At 38.9% G+C, this 16,506-nt stretch carries 18 protein-coding genes; all 18 read left to right on the top strand.

Going from position 1 to position 16,506, the window contains the following annotated elements:
• Positions 1-73: 73 nt before the first annotated feature.
• Positions 74-919 (top strand): pur operon repressor, encoded by an 846-nt coding sequence (purR, locus tag P9E47_RS06430; RefSeq protein ID WP_035198242.1) that lies wholly within the window; start codon positions 74-76, stop codon positions 917-919.
• Positions 920-943: 24 nt separating this feature from the next.
• Positions 944-1,318, top strand: a complete 375-nt coding sequence (locus P9E47_RS06425; protein ID WP_003333413.1) for a RidA family protein — start codon at positions 944-946, stop codon at positions 1,316-1,318.
• A 302-nt stretch (positions 1,319-1,620) separates the two neighbouring features.
• Positions 1,621-1,914 carry a septation regulator SpoVG gene (gene spoVG / locus P9E47_RS06420; protein WP_003333412.1) on the top strand — a complete coding sequence of 98 codons (294 nt, stop codon included), beginning with the start codon at positions 1,621-1,623 and terminating at the stop codon, positions 1,912-1,914.
• A gap of 223 nt (positions 1,915-2,137) precedes the next feature.
• Complete coding sequence (gene glmU, locus P9E47_RS06415) at positions 2,138-3,508, top strand: bifunctional UDP-N-acetylglucosamine diphosphorylase/glucosamine-1-phosphate N-acetyltransferase GlmU (RefSeq protein ID WP_003333411.1); 1,371 nt, start codon at positions 2,138-2,140, stop codon at positions 3,506-3,508.
• 25 nt (positions 3,509-3,533) lie between these two features.
• Positions 3,534-4,487, top strand: coding sequence for a ribose-phosphate diphosphokinase (locus P9E47_RS06410; protein WP_003333410.1), 954 nt, complete (start codon positions 3,534-3,536; stop codon positions 4,485-4,487).
• Between the two features lie 90 nt (positions 4,488-4,577).
• Positions 4,578-5,210, top strand: a complete 633-nt coding sequence (locus P9E47_RS06405) for a 50S ribosomal protein L25/general stress protein Ctc (RefSeq protein ID WP_003333409.1) — start codon at positions 4,578-4,580, stop codon at positions 5,208-5,210.
• Between the two features lie 77 nt (positions 5,211-5,287).
• Complete coding sequence (gene pth, locus P9E47_RS06400; RefSeq protein WP_003333408.1) at positions 5,288-5,851, top strand: aminoacyl-tRNA hydrolase; 564 nt, start codon at positions 5,288-5,290, stop codon at positions 5,849-5,851.
• 73 nt (positions 5,852-5,924) lie between these two features.
• Positions 5,925-6,155 (top strand): anti-sigma-F factor Fin family protein, encoded by a 231-nt coding sequence (locus P9E47_RS06395; RefSeq protein ID WP_003333407.1) that lies wholly within the window; start codon positions 5,925-5,927, stop codon positions 6,153-6,155.
• 72 nt (positions 6,156-6,227) lie between these two features.
• Positions 6,228-9,746, top strand: a complete 3,519-nt coding sequence (mfd, locus tag P9E47_RS06390) for a transcription-repair coupling factor (protein WP_003333406.1) — start codon at positions 6,228-6,230, stop codon at positions 9,744-9,746.
• 185 nt (positions 9,747-9,931) lie between these two features.
• A complete protein-coding gene (gene spoVT, locus P9E47_RS06385; RefSeq protein ID WP_003333405.1) occupies positions 9,932-10,471 on the top strand; it encodes a stage V sporulation protein T in 540 nt (179 codons plus the stop codon).
• 174 nt (positions 10,472-10,645) lie between these two features.
• Positions 10,646-12,292, top strand: a complete 1,647-nt coding sequence (locus tag P9E47_RS06380; RefSeq protein ID WP_003333403.1) for a putative polysaccharide biosynthesis protein — start codon at positions 10,646-10,648, stop codon at positions 12,290-12,292.
• 6 nt (positions 12,293-12,298) lie between these two features.
• Positions 12,299-13,771 carry a bifunctional methyltransferase/pyrophosphohydrolase YabN gene (gene yabN / locus P9E47_RS06375; protein ID WP_003333402.1) on the top strand — a complete coding sequence of 491 codons (1,473 nt, stop codon included), beginning with the start codon at positions 12,299-12,301 and terminating at the stop codon, positions 13,769-13,771.
• Between the two features lie 11 nt (positions 13,772-13,782).
• The gene (locus P9E47_RS06370; RefSeq protein WP_326162893.1) at positions 13,783-14,082 is read left to right on the top strand and encodes an RNA-binding S4 domain-containing protein; all 300 of its coding nucleotides are present in this window, start codon (positions 13,783-13,785) and stop codon (positions 14,080-14,082) included.
• A 122-nt stretch (positions 14,083-14,204) separates the two neighbouring features.
• Positions 14,205-14,516, top strand: a complete 312-nt coding sequence (yabP, locus tag P9E47_RS06365) for a sporulation protein YabP (RefSeq protein ID WP_003333400.1) — start codon at positions 14,205-14,207, stop codon at positions 14,514-14,516.
• Positions 14,513-15,103: a spore cortex biosynthesis protein YabQ gene (gene yabQ, locus P9E47_RS06360; protein WP_003333399.1), complete on the top strand. Its 591-nt coding sequence runs from the start codon at positions 14,513-14,515 to the stop codon at positions 15,101-15,103. The genes yabP and yabQ overlap by 4 nt, the downstream gene beginning before the upstream one ends.
• A 15-nt stretch (positions 15,104-15,118) precedes the next feature.
• Positions 15,119-15,490 carry an FtsB family cell division protein gene (locus P9E47_RS06355; protein WP_326152386.1) on the top strand — a complete coding sequence of 124 codons (372 nt, stop codon included), beginning with the start codon at positions 15,119-15,121 and terminating at the stop codon, positions 15,488-15,490.
• Between the two features lie 87 nt (positions 15,491-15,577).
• Positions 15,578-16,021 (top strand): S1 domain-containing RNA-binding protein, encoded by a 444-nt coding sequence (locus P9E47_RS06350; RefSeq protein ID WP_003333397.1) that lies wholly within the window; start codon positions 15,578-15,580, stop codon positions 16,019-16,021.
• Positions 16,022-16,314: 293 nt separating this feature from the next.
• Positions 16,315-16,500 carry a hypothetical protein gene (locus P9E47_RS06345; RefSeq protein WP_003330529.1) on the top strand — a complete coding sequence of 62 codons (186 nt, stop codon included), beginning with the start codon at positions 16,315-16,317 and terminating at the stop codon, positions 16,498-16,500.
• Positions 16,501-16,506 lie beyond the last annotated feature (6 nt).

Here is a 16,506-nt window from a genome sequence, read left to right as displayed (position 1 = left end):
TCTGCCCTTGATTAAATCCGTATAAAAATGTTATAGTTACTATAAAATATTCGGGTTTTAGGGGTGTACATGAATGAAAATTAGGCGAAGCGGGAGATTGGTAGACATGACAAGCTACCTGTTGGATCATCCCCGTCATTTAGTTTCACTTTCTTTTTTCGCAGATCGTTATGGAGCCGCCAAATCATCCATTAGTGAGGATTTAGGTATTATAAAACAAACCTTTGAAACTCAGGGCATGGGTACATTACATACGGTACCAGGAGCTGCAGGCGGGGTGAAATTTATCCCTCACGCGTCTGAAGAGGAAGCGCACAAGTTTATTGATAATTTACGCGAGCAGCTTGCCAAGTCGGATCGTTTGCTCCCTGGTGGTTATCTATACTTAAATGATATCCTAGGTGACCCAAGAATCGTTAATAAAATTGGTCGTTTATTTGCTTCTGTTTTCACCGATCGGAAAATTGATGTCGTGATGACAGTAGCAACAAAAGGAATTTCTATAGCCTATGCCGTTGCCTCTTATCTGGATGTTCCGGTTGTTATTGTACGTCGCGATAGTAAGGTGACTGAGGGTTCAACTGTTAGTATTAATTATGTTTCGGGTTCAACAAAAAGAATTCAAAATATGGTGCTTGCTAGAAGAAGCGTAGAGGAAGGCTCCAATGTCCTCATCATTGATGACTTTATGAAAGCGGGCGGTACAATCAATGGAATGATCAGCATGCTCGAGGAATTTAAGGCTACGGTTGCAGGGATTGGAGTACTGGTTGAGGCTGAAGATAATTCTGAAGAGCGCTTAGTTGATGAATATATTTCTTTAGTTCGGTTATCAGAGGTTAATGTTAAAGAAAAACATATTGAAGTGGAAGAAGGCAATTATTTTAAATATGCCAAACCTTTAAAAATTGAGGAGTAACCCACTCACCAAGGAGGAAGAGAAATGAAAGCGATTCATACGAATGAGGCTCCTGCAGCCATCGGTCCATATTCTCAAGGTATTATTGTAAATAATATGTTTTACAGCTCAGGACAAATTCCATTAACTCCAGCGGGTGTTTTAGTTACTGGTGATATTGAAGCGCAAACACATCAAGTTTTTGCAAATTTGAAGGCCGTGCTGGCTGAAGCGGGTGCATCACTTGAGACTGTAATCAAAACTACTGTTTTTATTAAGGATATGAATGACTTTGCTAAACTGAATGACGTATACGCCGAATATTTTGGCGAACACAAGCCTGCAAGATCTTGTGTAGAGGTTGCTAGACTACCAAAGGATGTACTAGTAGAAATTGAAGTTATAGCACTGGTGAAATAATTTTGTACATCGTTGTCTAGCTCCAGCGACCAGCAACTCGTAAACTTCACCCACCTCCCTACGATAAGTCAACATCAACTCACTATGTTCGTTGCCGGATATCCTTTATCTCAGTCGATGGGCTCCAGTTTATACGTCGCTAAACGGTCGCTTCCGCTTTTCTAGTTTGTTCACAGAATGTCCAACTTTTGTCTGAAAAGTTGGATTTTTTTTGTAAATTTTTTGTGAACGAGAAGGAATTATCCAAATTTTGTTGAATTACAGATAAGTATGTTTTTATTTAGAAAAAGGTGGTGATACAGATGGAAGTTACTGACGTAAGATTACGCCGCGTGAACACCGAGGGACGCATGAGAGCCATCGCCTCCATTACGCTTGATCATGAATTTGTAGTTCATGATATTCGAGTGATTGATGGGAATAACGGTTTATTTGTGGCAATGCCAAGTAAACGTACTCCTGACGGGGAATTCCGTGATATTGCTCATCCTATCAATTCTTCTACTCGTGGGAAGATTCAAGATGCAGTTTTAGCTGAATATCATCGTTTAGGAGAGCTAAGTGAAGTGGAATATGAAGAGGCTGGAGCTTCATAGGGCTTCGTAATAGTTTTATAAAATTTAAGATTCGAACGTACAGGCTGTCTCAACTTTGGGACAGCTTTTTTACATTTGTGAAATTTCTGTTAATATTATCCCCATAGGCAACTTTTCCAACACTTTATAGGAATTTTCTTCATATTTGAATGGAATTGTTGAAATAGACGGTTTTTTACGATATATTCGAAGGTGGTAAAAAGGAGTCGAGCGGAGGTTTTTTATGAATCGTTTTGCCGTAATTTTAGCAGCAGGTCAAGGTACAAGGATGAAATCAAAGCTTTATAAAGTATTACATCCTGTGTGCGGGAAGCCAATGGTGGAGCATGTCATTGATCATGTTTCCAAACTTGAAATGAAAAAAATCGTGACTATCATTGGTCACGGCGCAGAAAAAGTAAAGCAATACTTAGGTTCAAAATGCGACTACGCTTTGCAGGAAGAGCAGCTTGGTACAGCACATGCAGTAAGGCAAGCGGAAGCAATCCTTGGCAAGAAGTCAGGAACAACACTCGTTATTTGCGGTGATACACCATTAATTACACCTGATACGATGAAAGCTCTTTTAGAACATCATACAAATACGAATGCAAAAGCGACTATTTTAACTGCTTACTCAGAAGATCCAACAGGGTACGGGCGCATCATCCGAAATGAAAATGGGTCCGTAGAAAAGATTGTTGAGCATAAGGATGCGAGTGCTCTTGAATTAACAGTGAAGGAAATTAATACAGGCACTTATTGTTTTGACAATCAATCACTTTTTCTTGCACTTAAAGAAGTCAAAAATGATAATGTGCAAGGTGAATTTTATTTGCCGGATGTGATTGAGATTTTGAAAAACAAAGGTGAAACCATTTCAGCTTATCAAACGGCTGACATGGATGAGACTCTGGGCGTTAATGATAGAATTGCGCTCGCGCAGGCTGAAAATATTATGAAGCATCGAATTAATAAAGATCATATGAAAAATGGGGTAACCATCATTGATCCAGAGAGTACATATATTTCAGCGGAAACTGTAATTGGAAATGATACAACAATCTATCCAGGAACTGTGATTAAAGGTAAAACGGTGATTGGAAGTGATTGTATCATTGGTCCGAACAGCGAAATAGATAACTGTAAAATTGGCGAACGTACTGTTATTCGCCATTCAGCTGCCTATGACAGTGAAGTTGGAAATGATGTAAATATAGGTCCATTTGCCCATATCAGACCGCAATCTACTTTACACAATGAAGTAAAGATTGGTAACTTTGTAGAGGTCAAGAAATCGGTATTAGGGACAGGTAGTAAAGTATCCCATCTAAGCTATATTGGTGATGCAGAAGTCGGCAAAGATGTAAATATCGGTTGTGGCTCTATCACCGTAAATTATGATGGAGAGAAGAAACATTTAACAAAAATAGAAGATGGGGTTTTTGTTGGCTGTAATTCAAATTTAGTTGCGCCGGTAACGATCGGGAAAAATTCCTTTATTGCAGCCGGGTCAACCATTACAGAAAATGTCCCTAAAAGCAGCTTATCCATTGCACGTGCTAGACAAACGAATAAAGTAGGCTATATGGAAAATAAACAAGACAATAAATAATAAAATACGGAGGGTTTTTTCTAAAATGCCAAACCAATATCTTGACCCAAATTTAAAAGTATTCACCCTAGGTTCAAACAAGGCTTTAGCCCAAGAAATTGTGGACCATATTGGAATTGAAATGGGGAAATGCTCTGTCTCTCGTTTTAGCGACGGTGAAGTGCAAATTAACATCGAAGAAAGTATTCGTGGCTGTGACGTCTATGTAATCCAATCTACAAGTGCACCGGTAAACGAACATCTTATGGAAGTGTTAATTATGGTGGATGCACTTAAGCGTGCATCAGCGAAAACAATTAACGTTGTTATGCCTTATTATGGTTATGCTCGTCAAGACCGTAAGGCACGTGCCCGTGAGCCGATCACTTCTAAACTAGTAGCAAATTTACTTGAAACAGCAGGTGCAACACGCGTCATTTTACTTGACCTTCATGCGCCGCAAATTCAAGGATTCTTTGATATTCAGGTTGACCATTTACAAGGTGTACCGATCTTGACTGAGTATTTCAAGCAGAAAAACCTAGAGGATATTGTTGTAGTATCACCTGACCATGGTGGTGTTACACGGGCAAGAAAGATGGCAGACCGCTTAAAAGCACCAATTGCGATTATCGATAAACGCCGCCCGCGTCCAAACGTTGCTGAAATCATGAATATTGTAGGTAATATTGAAGGCAAAACAGCGATCCTAATCGATGATATTATCGATACGGCTGGTACCATTACCCTTGCTGCAAATGCCCTTGTTGAACATGGTGCAAAGGAAGTTTATGCATGCTGTACACATCCAGTATTATCAGGTCCAGCAATGGAAAGAATTATGAACTCAAAAATCAAAGAGCTTGTTGTGACAAATACAATTGCTCTTCCAGAAGAAAAGAAAATTCCGAAGATAAGAGAGCTTTCAGTTGCTCCATTGATTAGTGAAGCGATTATTCGTGTACACGAAGAACAATCTGTAAGTACTTTATTTGATTAAAAAAATATTTGTGTGTTTCTTTTCCTTCTCTTTTGGAGACATTGATAGATAGGGATAATAAAAAAAGTTCCATGAGGAAGGTGATTATTCTTGTCTACGATTTCTGCAAAGAAAAGAGAAGATTTTAGAAGGTCGGCGATTACCGAGATTCGCCAAAGCGGTAAATTTCCCGCTGTCGTCTATGGGAAGGACAAGCCTACAGCCCATATTGTAGTGGATCTCCTTGAGTTTAGGAAAACGATGAGGAAGTCTGGTAGAAACGGAATCATTAAGCTTCAAGTTGAAGATGGTAGGACTGAATCTGTCATGCTTCATGATGTCCAAATGAATCCATTAAATGGTGAGGTTGTTCATGCCGACTTTTTGGTGGTCAACATGTCAAAAGAGGTTGATATTGAGGTCACGGTTAATTTAGTCGGAGACGCGCAGGGAGTAAAAGACGGTGGAACATTGCAGCAGCCTTTATACAAAGTGAATGTTCGCTGTTTACCGACTAATATTCCTGAAAAAATTGACATTGATATTTCCGCGTATAATATCGGCGATGTTATCACTGTTGGAGATATTAAGGTGGATGGAAAATACGAAGTCTTGGATGACGACAGCACTGTCATTGCTTCTATTTTACAACCTAAGGTTGAGGATGAAGTCGGCAGTGGCGAAGTCCAAGATACAGGTGAAGCTGCCGATCAAGATCCAAACGTGAATACAGAAGCAGAATAATGTTATAATAAGACGTAGCCAATTTTTGGTTACGTCTTTTAGCATATTCAATAAAGGGTAAGAGAGGGAATGGATCATTGAAGTATATAGTTGGTTTAGGCAATCCGGGAAAAAACTATGAAAAAACAAGGCATAATGTCGGTTTTATGGTAATAGATGAACTTTGCAGAAGATGGGGCCTATCATTGAACAAAGAAAAATTTAAAGGAATTTATGGAATGGGTTCAATAAATGGCGAAAAGGTTATATTATTAAAACCATTAACATATATGAACTTATCAGGAGAATCGATTCGACCGCTTCTTGACTACTATGAAATTGATGTAGAAGATCTAATCGTTATTTATGATGATCTTGATTTGCCAACCGGGAAAATTCGCTTGCGAACAAAAGGCAGTGCCGGTGGTCATAATGGAATTAAATCGACAATTCAGCATTTAGGTACGCAAAATTTTAACCGTTTGCGAATTGGCATCAATCGCCCAGTAAACGGGATGAAGGTTCCCGATTACGTTCTCGGTGTATTTTCTGCAGAAGAACAACCAGAAATTGAAGGGGCAATCAAACAAGCGGCAGATGCCTGTGAAAAATGGTTATCCCATACGTTTTTGGAAGTAATGAATGAGTTTAACCAAAAGTAAGAAGAAGGGCACGTATACAAACCACTTAAGGTGATCATACTAATCTTAAAGGTTATCTTTAAGGGGGTTTACTATGCCTATTCGTTATTTCTGCAGGCATTGCAATATACCAATGGGTGAAGTCAATTCAGACGGGATTGAATCCAATAGTTTAGGGTTCGATGTGTTAAGTGAGGAAGAGAGAATGGACATGATCACGTATAGTTCAAATGGTGATATTCTAGTTAAATCCATCTGTGAGGATTGCCAGGAAGCACTTGAAAGAAATCCTGATTACCATTCTTTGCAGACGTTCATCCAATAAATATAAAAGCAGTTGGCTTTGGTCGAAACCAAAGCATTTTTCTGTTTTCTTAAATAGGGGGAATGATTGATTTTGTTAGGGTTACGATCGTACATTATAAAAAATGGGGAAGTAAGAACGGTTGCAAGCGGCTTTAATGAGGGGCTAAGGGAACAATTGGTGGCCGGATTATCCGGTTCCGCAAGGGCCATGTTTATTGCAGCCATGTATATAGAATCAAAGCAGCCACAATTGGTTGTTACCCATAATTTGTATCAAGCACAAAAACTATATGATGACTTAGTTGAGATTATTGGTGAGAATGAAGTTTTTTTATATCCAGTTAATGAGTTAATTGCGGCCGAAATTGCGATTGCCAGTCCTGAACTAAAAGGGCAACGAATTGAAGCATTAAACCACTGGTGTACACAAAAAAGCGGCATTTTGATCGCGCCTATTGCTGGTTTAAGAAGAATTTTACCGCCAAAGGAAATATGGCAAAACAGCCTGATTTCTTTAAAGACCGGCGAGGAGCTTGACTTAGATGTATTCTTGTTGACACTCGTCAAAATGGGATATGAGCGTGCATCGATGGTATCTACACCGGGAGAGTTCAGTATTCGCGGCGGCATTATCGATATTTATCCATTAACTGAAGAAAGACCGCTTAGACTAGAGCTTTTTGATACTGAAATTGATTCTATTCGCTACTTTGATATAGAAGACCAACGGTCATTGCAAACTGTTAGTGAAATATCGATAGGGCCGGCAACAGAGGTTATATTATTTGATGAACATTATGCAAAAGGTGCTGAAGAGCTTGAACTTGGGCTTGCTAATAGTTTGAAGAAAGTAACCGACCGGAGTGCAAAAGAAGCCCTTTCTGAAAAAGTTGCGTATGAAGTCGATCAATTAAAAAGACGGCAGCCTTTTCCAGAGATGTATAAGTACATGGGGTTATATTACGACCGGTCTGCTAGTTTAATAGACTACCTTCCAACGAACGGAATTGTCATTATGGATGAAATCAGCCGGATCCAGGAGATGTCCCAGAGTCTTGATAAGGAAGAGGCTGAATGGCAAATTTCTCTTCTCCAGCAAGGGGATATTATCGTTGATTTATCGATTCATCATCATTTTCAGGATTTATTAGAAAAGGCAAAACGTCCTTTACTCTATTTATCTCTTTTTTTACGACATGTACCACATACACATCCTGAAAATATTATTAATTTTACATGTAAACAAATGCAAAGCTTTCACGGTCAAATCGATCTGTTGAAAGGGGAGCTCGATCGATGGAAAAAGGCAAACTATGCGGTTGTATTTTTAGCAGCTACCGATGAACGGGTTAAAAAACTATCAAATGTGTTGGCTGATTATAATATTGAAGCAGAGATACTCGAGAAGGACTCTGATTTACTCTCTACCCGGTTTCAAATTATTAAAGGTGACTTAAGCAGTGGCTTTGAATTGCCGTTGCAGCATCTAGCGGTAATAACGGAAGAGGAGCTTTTTAAGAAAAAAGCGAAAAAGATAGCACGCCGACAAAAGCTCTCCAATGCTGAACGTATCAAGAGTTATTCAGAATTAAAAGTAGGCGACTATGTCGTCCATGTTAATCATGGTATCGGTAAATATTTAGGGATTGAAACGTTGGAAATTAACGGTGTTCATAAAGATTATCTCCATCTTAAGTATTCTGGCAATGACAAGCTATATGTTCCTGTTGAACAGATTGATCAAGTTCAAAAATATGTAGCCTCAGAAGGCAAAGAACCGAAAATCTATAAGCTTGGCGGCACGGATTGGAAAAAGGTTAAAACGAAGGTTCAAAAATCCGTTCAAAACATCGCAGATGATTTAATAAAGCTTTATGCTGAACGGGAAGCAAGTAAAGGATACGCATTCGCAAAGGATGGAGAAGAGCAGCGGGAGTTGGAATCTTCATTTTCCTACCAAGAAACAGAGGATCAACTTCGTTGTATTGAGGAAATTAAAAAGGATATGGAAAGCGAACGCCCAATGGATCGTCTCCTTTGCGGTGATGTTGGCTATGGAAAAACAGAAGTGGCAATAAGGGCGATCTTTAAGGCGATTATGGACGGAAAGCAAGTGGCTTTTCTTGTGCCAACAACGATATTAGCCCAGCAGCATTATGAAACGATCCGTGAACGCTTTCAAGGCTTCCCAGTTGAAGTTGGTCTGTTAAGTCGCTTTCGAACAAAAAAACAACAAACAGAAACAATTAAAGGCATTAAAGCCGGTACAATCGATGTTGTTATTGGCACTCATCGCATTTTATCAAAGGATATTGTATATCGTGATTTAGGGTTACTCGTTATTGATGAAGAACAGCGATTTGGTGTTACCCATAAGGAAAAAATTAAGAAAATGAAAGCAAATGTGGATGTACTAACATTAACAGCAACACCGATTCCAAGGACGCTTCATATGTCCATGCTAGGGGTTAGAGATTTGTCGGTTATAGAGACACCGCCTGAAAACCGCTTTCCAATTCAAACGTATGTGGCGGAGTACAACCCTGGTCTGGTTAGAGAAGCCATTGAACGTGAATTGGCTCGTGACGGTCAAATTTACTTTTTGTACAATCGAGTTGAGGAAATTGAACGGAAGGCTGAAGAAATTTCGATGCTTGTACCGGATGCGAGGGTAACTTATGCCCACGGTCAAATGAATGAAAATGAGTTGGAGTCCGTTATTTTATCCTTTTTAGAGGGAGAATTTGATGTACTCGTCAGCACAACGATTATTGAAACGGGTGTAGATATTCCAAATGTAAATACATTGATTGTGTACGATGCTGATAAAATGGGACTTTCCCAGCTGTACCAGCTAAGAGGACGTGTTGGTCGTTCGAACCGAGTTGCCTATGCGTATTTTACGTATCAAAAGGATAAAGTCCTCACTGAGGTTGCAGAAAAAAGATTGCAGGCTATTAAAGAATTCACTGAATTAGGTTCAGGCTTTAAAATTGCTATGCGTGATCTGTCTATTCGCGGCGCCGGAAATCTATTGGGTGCCGAGCAGCATGGGTTTATCGATACGGTTGGATTTGACCTCTATTCACAAATGCTGAAGGAAGCGATAGATGAAAGAAGAGGCATGCCAAAAGAAGAAATTTTCCGTGATGTTGAAATTAATCTTGAGATTGATGCTTACATTCCATCTGATTATATTCAGGACGGAAAACAAAAAATTGACATGTATAAACGCTTCCGTGCTTTGGATACATTAGAAGATGTTGCAGATCTTCAAGATGAAATGATTGACCGTTTTGGTGAATTTCCAAAAGAAGTTGAATACTTGTTCCAAATATCACGAATGAAGGTATATGCTAAAAAGCAAAAAATTGATTCTATTGTTCAAAAGAAAAATGAAATTTGGATGCTCATGGAGTCAAGTCCGGAGCAGATTAGTAAAGTCGTTGAACTATCGGCAAAATACGTTAAACATATTAGACTCGGCCAAGAAGGCGATAAGTTAAAAATCATTACCGAACAGAATAGAACTACAATTGAGGACCAAATAAGGGTAGTTGAAGCATTCCTAAAAGAACTAAATTTGACTGGAGAGCAAGTGATTGGGTAGGTTGACTTAGTTGCATTGGTAATTATTCCCTCATGGTAATTCAATAAATTTCACTTTCATGATGAATAGAACTGTAAAGGTGTAAGATACTAAACACAAGAAAATGGTGATTTCTTCAATCAAAGGTGTTACACAACTAGATCACCAATAATTTTCAATCATCAGATGAAAGTGAGGCATCTAGAATGAAAGCAACAGGTATCGTTCGTCGAATTGATGATTTAGGAAGAGTTGTTATCCCGAAAGAAATTAGAAGGACACTACGTATTCGTGAAGGGGATCCACTTGAAATTTTTGTAGATAGAGATGGCGAGGTTATTTTAAAGAAATATTCTCCTATTAGTGAGCTAAGTGATTTTGCAAAAGAATATGCTGAAGCGTTATACGATAGTTTGGGGCACACGATCCTGATAACTGACAGAGATTCGTTCATTGCAGTTGCCGGCGGGTCGAAAAAGGAATATTTAAACCGTAATATTGGTCAAGTTGTGGAAAAGGTAATGGAGGATCGCCAAGTTTCATTAGTAGCCTCGGAAACAGACGTCGAATTTATTGATGGTGTTGAAGAAAAGGTATCCTCCTATGTAATTGGACCGATTATTGCAAACGGGGACCCGATTGGATCCGTTCTGATCATGTCCAAAGAAGGCAAGCCAATAGGAGAAATAGAACAAAAGGCAGCCGAAACAGCTGCAAGTTTCTTGGCACGCCAAATGGAGCAATAAGGATAAGCCAATCGTGTTCAACTATACTTAATCCTAAATCATTACCGTTCGAAAAGGAATTTACACATAATTTTAACTAAAGTTAAAAGGGGACGGCCTAGCTGTCTCCTTTTTTTATGCACTTTTGTAGTGTATAATACTTTTTTGGAAGGCCGCTTTGGAAGGATGTGGGTAATGGAGAATACCCGTGAATTTATTGAAAAACAAATATGGAAAAGTGCTCTAATCTTAACTATTGCCGGCATAATTACTAAAATTTTGAGTGCAGCCTATCGTATCCCATTCCAAAATATAGCCGGTGATATCGGTTTTTACATTTACCAACAGGTGTATCCATTCTACGGGATCGCTCTTATTTTAGCAACATACGGATTTCCAGTCATTATCTCAAAACTCATTGCTGAACAAATGGAAGAAAAGAAAGGTGAACCGTTCAAAGTACTTTTAGTTGCCTTTGTTTTTCTTTCTATATTCTTTATTGGCTTATTTTTAATTTTATATACAGGTGCAGAAAAAATTTCATATTGGATGGGAGATAGGGAGTTATCTGTTCCGTTAAAGGTTGTCTCCTTTTCTTTATTATTTGTCCCAATCCTGTCTGTTTTAAGAGGGTATTTTCAAGGCCAAAATAATATGGCACCGACAGCGATCTCTCAAATTGGGGAACAATCGATCCGTGTTACGACTATTCTTGTATTTACTTATTTTTTATTAACAAATGGATATTCCAGTTATATCGGTGCTGCCGGTGCCGTTTTCGGTTCGATTACAGGCGGTTTTTGCGCTGTGATTATACTTTTTTATTTTTGGATAAAAATGAGGGAGAGTCATAAATTTAAGTTTTCGTTTAGTGTAAAAGGTACAGGTACGAATAGCCTCTCGATTGTAAAAGCCATTACAGTGCAAGGATTCACAATTTGTATCAGTAGTTTGTTTTTAATTCTTCTGCAATTGGTTGATGCGATGACGTTATATTCCGAACTTGTAAGCAGTGGGGATTTTTCTTTAACGGAAGCAAAAGTGGCAAAAGGTATTTTTGACCGTGGACAACCATTGATCCAACTAGGGACAGTGGTTGCTACATCGCTATCCCTTACACTTGTCCCGCTTATTTCGAGTGCCAAGATTAGAAATGACTTAGACTACATTAAGGATCAGGTTCAATTGTCGATACGTGTAAGTGTCATCGTTGGGTTCGGTGCCACACTTGGATTAATCGCTATTATCAAGTCTACTAATTACATGTTATTTACAAATACGAGCGGGTCTTATACGCTCGCTATTTTGGCAATCACCATTTTATTTAGCTCGATTGTTATGACGTCAGCGGCCATTTTACAAGGATTAGGGAAAACCCTAGCCCCTGCGTACTTTGTCCTAATTGGTGTTGTTTGCAAAATCATATTGAACTATATATTTATTCCTTACTTTGGAACGATTGGTGCAGCACTTGCAACAGTGGCTGCCTATCTCTTAACGACTGTTTTTCATGTAAGGGTCCTGACGAAAATGCTTCATGTTCAATTGTTTTCGGGTTATACAAGGAAGGCTCTATTTGCCGGAGTATGTATGATCATCATTTTATTTAGTTATCAGCTCTTGTTACAAGAACTTTTTGATCTACCTGAAGCGGGAAGCCGGTTGTTCGCGACCTTTCAATCATTGTCAGCTGTTATGATTGGAGGATTTATATATATTTTAATTGTTGTAAAAACAAATGTGCTTTCCGAAGAAGAACTTAGTTTACTGCCGTTTGGGTCAAAGCTTCAGCTACTAATTGGGAAGAGGAATAAAAAACGTTATTCGTTAAAGGAGGAGTGATTCATTTTGACAAATAAAATTACAGTCCTCGGGCTTGGTGCTGGTGATTTTGAGCAGCTCCCGATTGGTATATATCGTCAGTTAAAAGAAACAAGTACGCCGCTTGTCTTACGGACAAAGGAACATCCGGTTGTCGATGAGTTAGTGAAAGAAGGGATTGTGTTTCAATCCTTTGATGATATTTATGAAAGTCATGACAAGTTCGAAGAAGTCTATGAACATATTGTTGATATTCTTCTGCAAAAGGTGAAAGAAACGGATATTACGTACGCAGTTCCGGGCCATCCGCTCGTGGCGGAAAGGACAGTTAAAATGCTGCTTGAAGAGGTTCAGTCCGGCAAAGGTGATTTTGAGGTGAAAATTGAAGGTGGACAAAGCTTTTTTGATGCGATGTTTACAGCGCTTGAAATCGACCCGGTCGAAGGCTTTCAATTTCTTGATGGAACCGGTCTACATGAGGAGGAGCTGCAGTTAAAGCAGCATATTATCATCGGCCAAGTATATGATAGCTATATTGCATCAGAGGTTAAGTTAACTTTAATGGAACGATTGCCTGATGATTATGAGGTTGTCATTGTAACAGCGGCCGGAAGCCGGGAGCAGGTGTTAAAGCGTGTGCCGTTGTATGAGTTGGATCGTGAAGCGGAATTAAGCAATTTAACGAGCGTTTATATCCCGCCAGTCCGTGAGGATGAACTGCTGTACGGCGAGTTCCAAGCACTGCGCAAAGTGATTGCTGATTTAAGGGGACCGAATGGCTGTCCGTGGGACCGTGAGCAAACGCATGAATCCTTGAAAAAATACTTAGTTGAGGAAACATATGAAGTGCTAGATGCCATTGATGGTGGCGATGATGATTCCTTGATTGAAGAGCTTGGAGATGTTCTTCTGCAAGTGATGCTGCATGCACAGATTGGTGAGGATGACGGTTACTTCACAATTCAAGATGTGATTCGGGCGATTACAGAAAAGATGATTCGCAGACATCCTCATGTGTTCGGGGAAGTTTCTGTTGATTCAGCCGATGAAGTAGTGAAAAATTGGGATGAAATTAAGCGGGGAGAGAAGCCGGAAGTTGTTCATGAATCTCTGCTCGATGGTATTCCAAAAGAGCTTCCAAGCCTGTACAGAGCCTATGAGCTACAGAAAAAGGCAGCAAAGGTTGGCTTTGATTGGAAAGAAGTCGAGCCAATGTGGGCTAAGGTAAAAGAAGAAATGGCGGAGTTTGAAAATGAAGCTGCGGCTCTATCCAAGAATAAGCTTGAAAAAGAATTTGGCGATATTATTTTTGCGCTTGTAAATGTAGCAAGGTTTTATAAAATTGACCCCGAAGAGGGGCTTCGTGCAACGAATCTAAAATTTTATAATCGTTTCCGTTTTATTGAAGAGACTGTTAAAAATAAAGGCTATGATATTGCGAAGATGTCCCTGGATGAACTTGATGCAATATGGGAAGATGCTAAAAAATGGGAGGAGTGATTACCATGGAAATGCGCTTAGACAAATTTTTGAAAGTTTCAAGATTAATAAAAAGAAGAACACTGGCAAAAGAAGTAGCTGATCAAGGAAGAATTTCAATCAACGGTGTGCAGGCCAAAGCCAGCTCCACTGTGAAGGTTGGTGATGAGTTAACGATTAGATTTGGCCAAAAACTTGTTACCGTTAAAATTGATGCTATAAAAGATACAACGAAAAAAGAAGATGCTGCTTCAATGTACACAGTCGTGAAGGAAGAAAAAATACAAAACAAATACGAGGAAACAGAAGAGGAAGGCCACTCTATTTTTTAGGGTGGCTTTTCTCTTTCCCCTCCGCTTTTCTAATTAGCTTGGTCTAAACCGATTATCCCAATCATATAGTGTGATAGAGGACTTATGCCGCAATACTTCTTTTAACGTAGGAGGACGAGGATATGGATCATTATTATGATATGGGAAATGGAAATCAAAATAAAGGAACAACGGCACAACATGACGTCATCATGAGAGGCAGAAGGACATTGGAAATATCCGGTGTAAAGCAGGTTGAGAGCTTTGATAATGAGGAATTTTTACTAGAAACGGTTATGGGCTTTTTAGTGATTCGAGGTGAAAACCTACAAATGAAAAATCTCGATGTTGACAAAGGGGTTGTATCGATTAAAGGGAGAATCTCGGCACTTTCCTATATTGATGATCAACATGGGGAGAAAGCTAAAGGATTCTTTAGCAAGCTATTCAAATGAGCCTAACGATCCAGTTAAATACAATGATTGCCATGGTCATTATGGGAGCATGGCTTGGGGCTGCACTAGATACATATGGTCGCTTTTTAAAGCGACCTAAGCGTGCCACATGGGTTTTGTTTATTAACGATATTTTATTTTGGATGGTACAGGCCTTACTCTTTTTTTATGTTTTATTACTTGTAAATGAGGGACAGCTTCGCTTTTATATTATTTTAGCTATATTATGTGGCTATGCAGCTTATCAAAGCTTATTTAAGAATATTTATTTAAAAGTATTGGAGCTTTTGATAAAATCCTCCATTTGGACCTATCGCTTTGTGTATAGATTAATTATTATATTGGTAGTGCAGCCAATTAAATGGCTGATTCAATTATTAATTGTTCTTATTTTATTTATGGGGAACGTGCTATGGAAAATCCTAAAGTTAACATTTTTAATCGTATATACACCAATAAAGTGGATTTTTCAAGTATTATGGCGATTTGTACCGCAAAAAGTCAAAATATTTTTTATCAGTATGGCAGGGATTTTAGTAAGAAAGAAGAATACTATAGTAAAATGGTGGAAAAAGTTCCGGGAATAAGGAGGTCAAGTTGCGATGGAACCGCTTCGAAGTCGTAAAATTACAACACTTCATTCTAATTACACACATGAGCAAACAGAACAACAACTAGAGAAAAAGAAAAAGCGACGAGGTCTTTATCGCAGACTGACATTGATTGCACTCATTGCTCTGGGGATCAGCTATTGCATAGGTTCGATGCTTCATACGCAAGCTGAAGCTGCCCAGGAAAAAATAAAAGAAAAGATTGAACTCGAAAAAAAGTATGCTAGCCTAAAGGAACAGGAAAAAGATCACCGTGCAGAGATTGTTAAATTAAATGACGATGAGTATGTAGCAAAGCTTGCCCGAAATGAGTATTTTCTATCTGAAGAAGGGGAGATTATCTTCAAGCTGCAGAATGAGTAAAAAGTCATCTTATTGACAGTGTTTTTTTTTATTTAGTATAATAAAATAAACTGATTTTTTATAATTTTAAGGAGGAGCATTTTTTTTATGTCAATCGAAGTAGGCAGCAAGTTACAGGGAAAGGTAACAGGTATCACCAATTTTGGAGCGTTTGTGGAGCTGCCAGAAGGCTCAACAGGTCTTGTTCATATAAGTGAAGTTGCTGATAATTATGTTAAAGATATAAATGAATTCTTAAAAGTTGGCGACGAAGTAACGGTCAAGGTCTTAAACGTTGAGAAAGATGGTAAAATTGGATTATCAATTAAAAAAGCTAAAGAGCAGGTGGAAACGGCCGGAACTGATCGTCCTGAACGACCACAACGTCAACAGCGCCCACGTAATTTCAAACAAGATAAGCGCGGTGGTGCACCTGTCGAGAACTTTGAGTCTAAAATGTCTCGCTTCTTAAAGGATAGTGAAGATCGTTTGGCATCATTAAAGCGCCATACCGAGTCAAAACGCGGCGGTCGTGGTGCAAGAAGAGGGTAAGTCAACTAATACTTGCTGCTAATTTTTATAGCAGGATTAATTATCAATAAAAGGTAAGCACCCAAGTCTGGGTGCTTTTTGCTTGTTTCGATATACCATGGTTCTCAGAATATAGCAATGGGCAAGAGCAAGTATCATAACGAGGTCATAATGATAAAAGAGACATCCAAAAATAAGGTTTTGGGTGTTTTTTATCATTTTTTTACGTTTTTGGCATTTTGTTTTGGGACCTGCATATGATAGTAGAGGCTAGTAAGTTATTATTATTTTTTTAATCCAAGGAGGAAATGAGAGTGTGGGTTTTAACGCTTTATTCGCATGACAGCATCAAAATGTATGAATTTGAAAGTAAGGAGGAGGCTTTAAGGGAGAGCAGTAAACTGTCCGGCTACAAGGTCCTAACAGAAGTTATTTATTTTACGGACTTTGAGGAGGCCGATGTCATGCAGGAGCGTGAACTTTCGTTTGCGGGGAGGTAAACTAGT

Source organism: Schinkia azotoformans (genome assembly GCF_035811335.1).
Classification (GTDB): domain Bacteria; phylum Bacillota; class Bacilli; order Bacillales; family Bacillaceae_J; genus Schinkia; species Schinkia azotoformans.
This window is presented reverse-complemented; position numbering and strand designations above follow the sequence as displayed.

Coding starts and splice junctions, on each gene's coding strand:
- P9E47_RS06395 (WP_003333407.1), top strand. CDS start 5,925: ATGCCTATTCGTTATTTCTGCAGGCATTGCAATATACCAATGGGTGAA.
- yabP (WP_003333400.1), top strand. CDS start 14,205: ATGGATCATTATTATGATATGGGAAATGGAAATCAAAATAAAGGAACA.
- spoVG (WP_003333412.1), top strand. CDS start 1,621: ATGGAAGTTACTGACGTAAGATTACGCCGCGTGAACACCGAGGGACGC.
- P9E47_RS06425 (WP_003333413.1), top strand. CDS start 944: ATGAAAGCGATTCATACGAATGAGGCTCCTGCAGCCATCGGTCCATAT.
- P9E47_RS06380 (WP_003333403.1), top strand. CDS start 10,646: ATGGAGAATACCCGTGAATTTATTGAAAAACAAATATGGAAAAGTGCT.
- yabQ (WP_003333399.1), top strand. CDS start 14,513: ATGAGCCTAACGATCCAGTTAAATACAATGATTGCCATGGTCATTATG.
- spoVT (WP_003333405.1), top strand. CDS start 9,932: ATGAAAGCAACAGGTATCGTTCGTCGAATTGATGATTTAGGAAGAGTT.
- P9E47_RS06410 (WP_003333410.1), top strand. CDS start 3,534: ATGCCAAACCAATATCTTGACCCAAATTTAAAAGTATTCACCCTAGGT.
- P9E47_RS06350 (WP_003333397.1), top strand. CDS start 15,578: ATGTCAATCGAAGTAGGCAGCAAGTTACAGGGAAAGGTAACAGGTATC.
- P9E47_RS06370 (WP_326162893.1), top strand. CDS start 13,783: ATGCGCTTAGACAAATTTTTGAAAGTTTCAAGATTAATAAAAAGAAGA.
- purR (WP_035198242.1), top strand. CDS start 74: ATGAAAATTAGGCGAAGCGGGAGATTGGTAGACATGACAAGCTACCTG.
- glmU (WP_003333411.1), top strand. CDS start 2,138: ATGAATCGTTTTGCCGTAATTTTAGCAGCAGGTCAAGGTACAAGGATG.
- P9E47_RS06355 (WP_326152386.1), top strand. CDS start 15,119: ATGGAACCGCTTCGAAGTCGTAAAATTACAACACTTCATTCTAATTAC.